Source organism: Streptosporangium sp. NPDC006013, assembly GCF_040614275.1.
GTDB lineage: Bacteria > Actinomycetota > Actinomycetes > Streptosporangiales > Streptosporangiaceae > Streptosporangium.
In genome coordinates, this window is sequence record NZ_JBEXUE010000627.1 from 1 (window position 1) to 4,941 (window position 4,941).

General features: G+C 70.8%; 6 protein-coding genes. 1 reads left to right on the forward strand and 5 read right to left on the reverse strand.

The annotated features are described in order from the left end of the window. Nucleotides 1–136: 136 nt before the first annotated feature. The 3 genes from ABZ260_RS46445 to ABZ260_RS46455 are packed head-to-tail and all read right to left on the reverse strand — an operon-like array spanning nucleotide 137 to nucleotide 1,902. On the reverse strand, nucleotides 137–1,222 hold the full coding sequence (locus ABZ260_RS46445; protein ID WP_350914349.1) for a Zn-dependent alcohol dehydrogenase: 1,086 nt from the start codon (nucleotides 1,220–1,222) through the stop codon (nucleotides 137–139). An 11-nt stretch (nucleotides 1,223–1,233) separates the two neighbouring features. Further along, nucleotides 1,234–1,428 (reverse strand): ferredoxin, encoded by a 195-nt coding sequence (locus ABZ260_RS46450; RefSeq protein WP_030913934.1) that lies wholly within the window; start codon nucleotides 1,426–1,428, stop codon nucleotides 1,234–1,236. A 9-nt stretch (nucleotides 1,429–1,437) separates the two neighbouring features. Further along, nucleotides 1,438–1,902 (reverse strand): pyridoxamine 5'-phosphate oxidase family protein, encoded by a 465-nt coding sequence (locus tag ABZ260_RS46455; RefSeq protein ID WP_355631089.1) that lies wholly within the window; start codon nucleotides 1,900–1,902, stop codon nucleotides 1,438–1,440. Between the two features lie 77 nt (nucleotides 1,903–1,979). Between ABZ260_RS46455 and ABZ260_RS46460 the strand changes: the two genes are divergently transcribed. Further along, nucleotides 1,980–2,627: a class I SAM-dependent methyltransferase gene (locus tag ABZ260_RS46460; protein WP_355631092.1), complete on the forward strand. Its 648-nt coding sequence runs from the start codon at nucleotides 1,980–1,982 to the stop codon at nucleotides 2,625–2,627. Here the strand turns inward: ABZ260_RS46460 and ABZ260_RS46465 are convergent. Both ABZ260_RS46465 and ABZ260_RS46470 read right to left on the reverse strand, forming a co-directional pair. Beyond that, the gene (locus tag ABZ260_RS46465; protein ID WP_355631095.1) at nucleotides 2,534–3,604 is read right to left on the reverse strand and encodes an enediyne biosynthesis protein UnbU; all 1,071 of its coding nucleotides are present in this window, start codon (nucleotides 3,602–3,604) and stop codon (nucleotides 2,534–2,536) included. The two genes, ABZ260_RS46460 and ABZ260_RS46465, sit on opposite strands and share 94 nt — an antisense overlap. Further along, nucleotides 3,601–4,818, reverse strand: coding sequence for a CRTAC1 family protein (locus tag ABZ260_RS46470; protein WP_355631098.1), 1,218 nt, complete (start codon nucleotides 4,816–4,818; stop codon nucleotides 3,601–3,603). Before ABZ260_RS46470 ends, ABZ260_RS46465 begins: the two co-directional genes overlap by 4 nt. Nucleotides 4,819–4,941 lie beyond the last annotated feature (123 nt).

The following is a 4,941-nucleotide window of genomic DNA, read 5'->3' on the forward strand; positions in this document are numbered from 1 at the left end:
GCCACGGCCGCTTCCGGCAGCGGGCCGGGGGCGCGGACGGTCAGCACCGCCCGCAGCAACCGGCGGCTGGTGCCGTCATCCATGCTCAGGCGGGCGGCCCGGTGACCCGGTGCGCGGGCTCGGTTCCGGGCGGTGCTCAGTCCATGACGACGATCTGGCGCAGGACCTCGCCGCCCTTGAGCGCCGCCACGGCGTCGTTGAGGTCGGCCAGCTTGATGCGGGAGCTGATCATGCTCTCCAGGTCGAGCTTGCCGGCCTTGTAGAGTCCCGCGAAGAACGGGAAGTCGCGCCGGACGTCCGAGCCGCCGTACAGCGAGCTGAGGATGTTCTTGCCCTCGAACAGCAGGCTGAAGGCGCTCAGCGGGACGTTGTCGTCCATCGCGCCCGCGCCCACCACGATCATGTCGCCACCCCGGCGGGTCGCCTGCCAGGCCGTCATGATGGCGGCGGACTTGCCGACGGCCTCGAAGCCGTAGTCGAACCCGGCACCGCCGGTGAGCGTGCCGAGCGCGTCCATCAGCTGGTCGGGAGTGATGGCGTGGGTCGCGCCGACCTTCTTGGCGAGGGCGTGCTTGGACTCCAGCGGGTCGATCGCCAGGATCGTGGTGGCGCCGGAGATGCGGGCACCCTGGATCACCGAGAGGCCGATGCCGCCGGCGCCGACCACGGCGACCGTCGAGCCGGCCTTCACCCTGGCTGTGTTGAGCGCCGCGCCGACGCCGGTGGTGATCCCGCAGCCGATCAGGGCGGCCGCCTCGAAGGGCACCTCGGGGTCGACCTTGATCGCGCCCTGCCAGGGTACGACGATCTCCTCGGACCAGGTGCCGCACCCGGCCATGCCGAACGCCGGGGTGTCGCCGCCGTAGCGGAAGCGGGCGTTGACGAAGCTGTCCATCACGTAGGTCATGCACAGGAACGGCTGGTTGACCAGGCAGTTCGCGCAGGTGCCGCAGGCCGGGGTCCAGTTGATGATGACGTGGTCGCCCGGCTGCACCGTGGTCACGTGGTCGCCGACCTCGACGACCTCTCCGGCGCCCTCGTGGCCGGGGATGACCGGCAGCGGCATGGGCAGCACGCCGCTGATCACCGACAGGTCGGAGTGGCAGACACCGGTGGCCCTGACCTTGACGCGGACGTCCGTCGGGCCCATCGGGGCGAGGGTGAAGTCATCGCGGATGTCGAGCTTGTCGTCGCCGACGGCATGCAGAAGCGCACCACGCATGGGGGGACCTCCTAGTTCTCCTCAACGGAGAGTGCGGCTTTGGGACAGGACCGCACGGCGTGCCGGACGCGGTCCATCATCTCCGGCGGCGGCTCAGGCAGCAGCAGGTGCAGCTGGTCGTCGTCGTCGAGCTCGAAGACCTCCGGGGCGAGTCCCATGCAGATCGCATTGGCCTCGCAGACCAGATAGTCGACTTTGATTTTCATGCGGGCCTCCTAGCCGGGAATGGCGAGCTTACGGTGATCCCAAGAGATCACACGAGTGGGCTCGACCACAAAGGCGACCCTTTTGCGGCCGGTGTAGGTCACGTACTCGGTGAGCAACTCCTCCGCGTCGGGCATCCCGGCCATCCGTCTGGCCACGTTCATGCCGATGCCGAGGATGCCCTCGGGGTCGTCGATCCTCCGCGCCACCCCGTACACCAGTACGCCGCGCAGGTCGGAGTATTCCTCCCCGGCCTCGATCAGGCAGCTCACCCGGGCGTCGCGCTGGATGTTGAATGTCTTCTGGGCCTTGCCGTAGGTCCAGAATGAGATCTTGCCCTCGGTCAACCCGTAGAACATGGTCACCATATGTGGGGTGCCGTCCGGGTTGATCGTGCCGAGCTGTAGCTTCCGCGACTCACCGACGAAAGCCGTCACCTCGTCGTCGGACATCACGATGCGGGCGCGCTGGTTCACGGTGCAAAGTAGAACACGTTCCATAAGGTCGGGCAAGGGCTGATCGGAATGTTGTTCGGTATGGGTAGTCTGCTGTGATGAGCAACGCCACCATGCCCGCCGACCTGCTGTACGCCGCCCAGCACGCCAAGGGTTTCATGCCGCATGAGGAGGGAATCGCGCTGTTCGAGACCGCCGTCGAGTACGGCCCGCGCGGCCCGATCTGCGAGATCGGCAGCTACTGCGGGAAGTCGGCGGTCTACCTCGGCGCGGGTGCCCGGCAGGCCGGGTCCGTCGTCTTCACGGTGGACCACCACCGGGGCTCCGAGGAGATCCAGCCCGGGTGGGCCCACCATGACCCCACCCTGATGGACCCCCGATTCGGCAAGATGGACTCGCTGCCCACCTTCCGCACCACCATCGCCTCCGCGGGTCTCGAGGAGGAGGTCATCGCGATCGTCGGCAGGTCCGAGCGCGTCGCCGGGCTGTGGAACACCCCGCTGGCGATGCTCTTCATCGACGGCGGCCACTCCGAGCTCCCGGTGACCAGGGACTACGAGGGATGGGCGCCGCACGTCATGCAGGGCGGCGCCCTGGTCTTCCATGACATCTACCCGGACCCGGCCACGGGCGGGCAGGCGCCGTACCGCGTCTACCAGCGGGCGCTCGCCTCCGGTGCGTTCAGGGAGGTCCGGCAGGAGGGCTCGCTGCGGGTGCTCGAACGGATCGGCCCCGGCATCGGCTGATCACCCCGCGCGGGGCGCCCGGTGCCGGGCGGGCGGCGGAGCCGTTTCAGCTCCCGGCCCGCGCAGACGATCACCAGGGCGAGGAACGGCCCGAAGACGACGTGGAACTGGACCAGCAACCCGTAGACCGCCGCCGTGGCCAGGCCGAACACGACCTGGTCGCGCGCCCTGACCGGGGACGTGCCCGGATCGGTGATCACGTAGCCGGTGTAGAGGGCGAAGGCGGTCCCGGTCATCGGCAGCAGGGCGCTGACCGTCGACACGTCGCCCAGACCGCCCCTGAGACACGCCTGCAGGGCGAACCCGCCCGCCCAGCCCAGGACCAGCGGCATCCTGCCGGTGGGTCCGGCGTTCGCCAGCACGCCCCCTGCCAGCACGGCCAGCGGCACGATCAGGTCGAAAGGACCCGAGACCCACGCGGTGAACTGGTAGGCGGGGGCGAGGCCGACCCACGGGAACAGCAGCAGCACGACGACGACCCCGAAGGCCACCGGATTCAGGAACGCGGCGCCGGGCGCGTCCCCGCCGGTCCGCCTCGCCGGTTTCGTCGTTCCCGCCCCATCCGCCGTTCGCGCCGGCTCCGGCGCCCGCCCGCGGAAGAGGTACGCGCTGCCAACGCCGATCAGGACGGCGAGCGCGATCGGCATCAGATGCCCGTTGCCGTACAGCAGCATCGCGCAGAGCAGACCGCGGATGTAGGAGGGCAGGAAGAAGTCGGCGACCCGGTCGCGGGGCACCCCGAGGTAGCGGGCCGGGCGCCGCCATGCCCACGCCTCCACGGTCTCCAGCACGAACTCGGTGGTCACGCCGGTGAGCGCGCCGGCCACCGGCGCCAGAGGGGACTGCTCGAAGCCGAGCACGGTGTGCCCGAGCACGGTGATCAGGGTGAGGGACCACGCCGACCGCCGGAGCGCCCTGCCTCGGTTCGGGCCGGAGATCCTGGACTTCGCCGTCTCGGGGGGCGGGGCGGCGCTCACGGACGGCGGATCTCCGAGGCGTGGCCGTCGGCCAGCAGGATCCGGTGCCAGCCGGGCTCCAGGGACACCGACGCGGTACGGGTGCCGCCGCAGGCGTCCCTCCAGGAGATCTCGACGGGGACGGGGGAGTCCGGCAGGTGGTCGCCCAGGCCGAACAGCAACTCGGGCGCGGAGAAGCCGTTGTGCCCGTTGGCGGGGTAGAGCTGCCTGCTACGCGTGACCCCGCCGGGCGGGCGCACCGTGGCGACGGCCCCGATGGCGGGCCGCGTCAGCCCGGGGCGTGTCCACTCCCGGTGCACCGGACGGAGCCGTGTCCGGCCCGGTTGGGCCAGGGCGGGCCGCTCCGGTCCGGAGCGCGGTGCGGGGGATGGGAGGCAGGGGCCCGCGGGGAGACGGAGCCGCAGGCCCACGAACGGTGCCGTCGGGCCGTGGTTGCTGTAGAGCACCGACTCCGACCACTGGTTGGCGACCGCGAAGTCCAGTCGCCCGTCGTCGTCGACGTCGCCCACCGCGAAGGCCCGGCTGACCGTGCCGTCGCTGTCGCCGCCGACCCCGGCCCGCCGGGCCACGTCCGCGTAGCGGCCGTCCTGCCCCCTGGTGAAGAAGGTGTTGGTGTCGCGGCCCGACAGGTCGTCCCCGGCCCGGATGCTCGGCCAGAGCGCGGGGCGGGAGAGGAACAGATCGCTCGCCGACGCCGCCTCCTGCAGTTGCGCCCACCGGTCGACCTCACCCCTGACGAACCCGGTCGCGTGCATGATCTCGTCGTCGCCGTCGTTGTCGAAGTCGGCGGCCTTGACGTCCCAGGACCAGCCGCTGCGGCTCAGCCCCAGTTCCTCACCGAGGTCGTCGTAGGGCGCGTGCCCCCCGTGCAGGTCGCCGGGCCGGGACACGAAGGCGAAGTTGCTCTGGTGCAGCGCGTAGTCCTCGGTGAGGTTGCTCACCAGGATGTCCGGCCTGCCGTCGGAGTTGAGGTCGGTGAAGCCGACGCCCATCCCCTTGAACGAGTCGCGGCCGACGACCCTGGAGGCGGGAGTCGTCAGGTGCCGAGTGCCCCTGGCCTCGGTGAAACGGATCCGGCCGGGCACCGACTCGTTGACCAGCAGCCGGTCGGGGCCGAAGTCGCATGCCAGGTACAGCTCGGGCCGCCCGTCGCCGTCCAGGTCCTGGGTGCCCAGCGCCAGGATCCAGCCTCCGTTCCCGATCTCGTCGAACACCCCCTCGGCCTCGGTGAACCGTGCCGGTCCGCTCGCCAGGTAGAGCCGGGCGCCGCCGCCGTTGGCGGCCCGGCACCCAGGAACCGGCTTTCAGGCCCGCCTTCACCAGGGCGGCGGGGAACG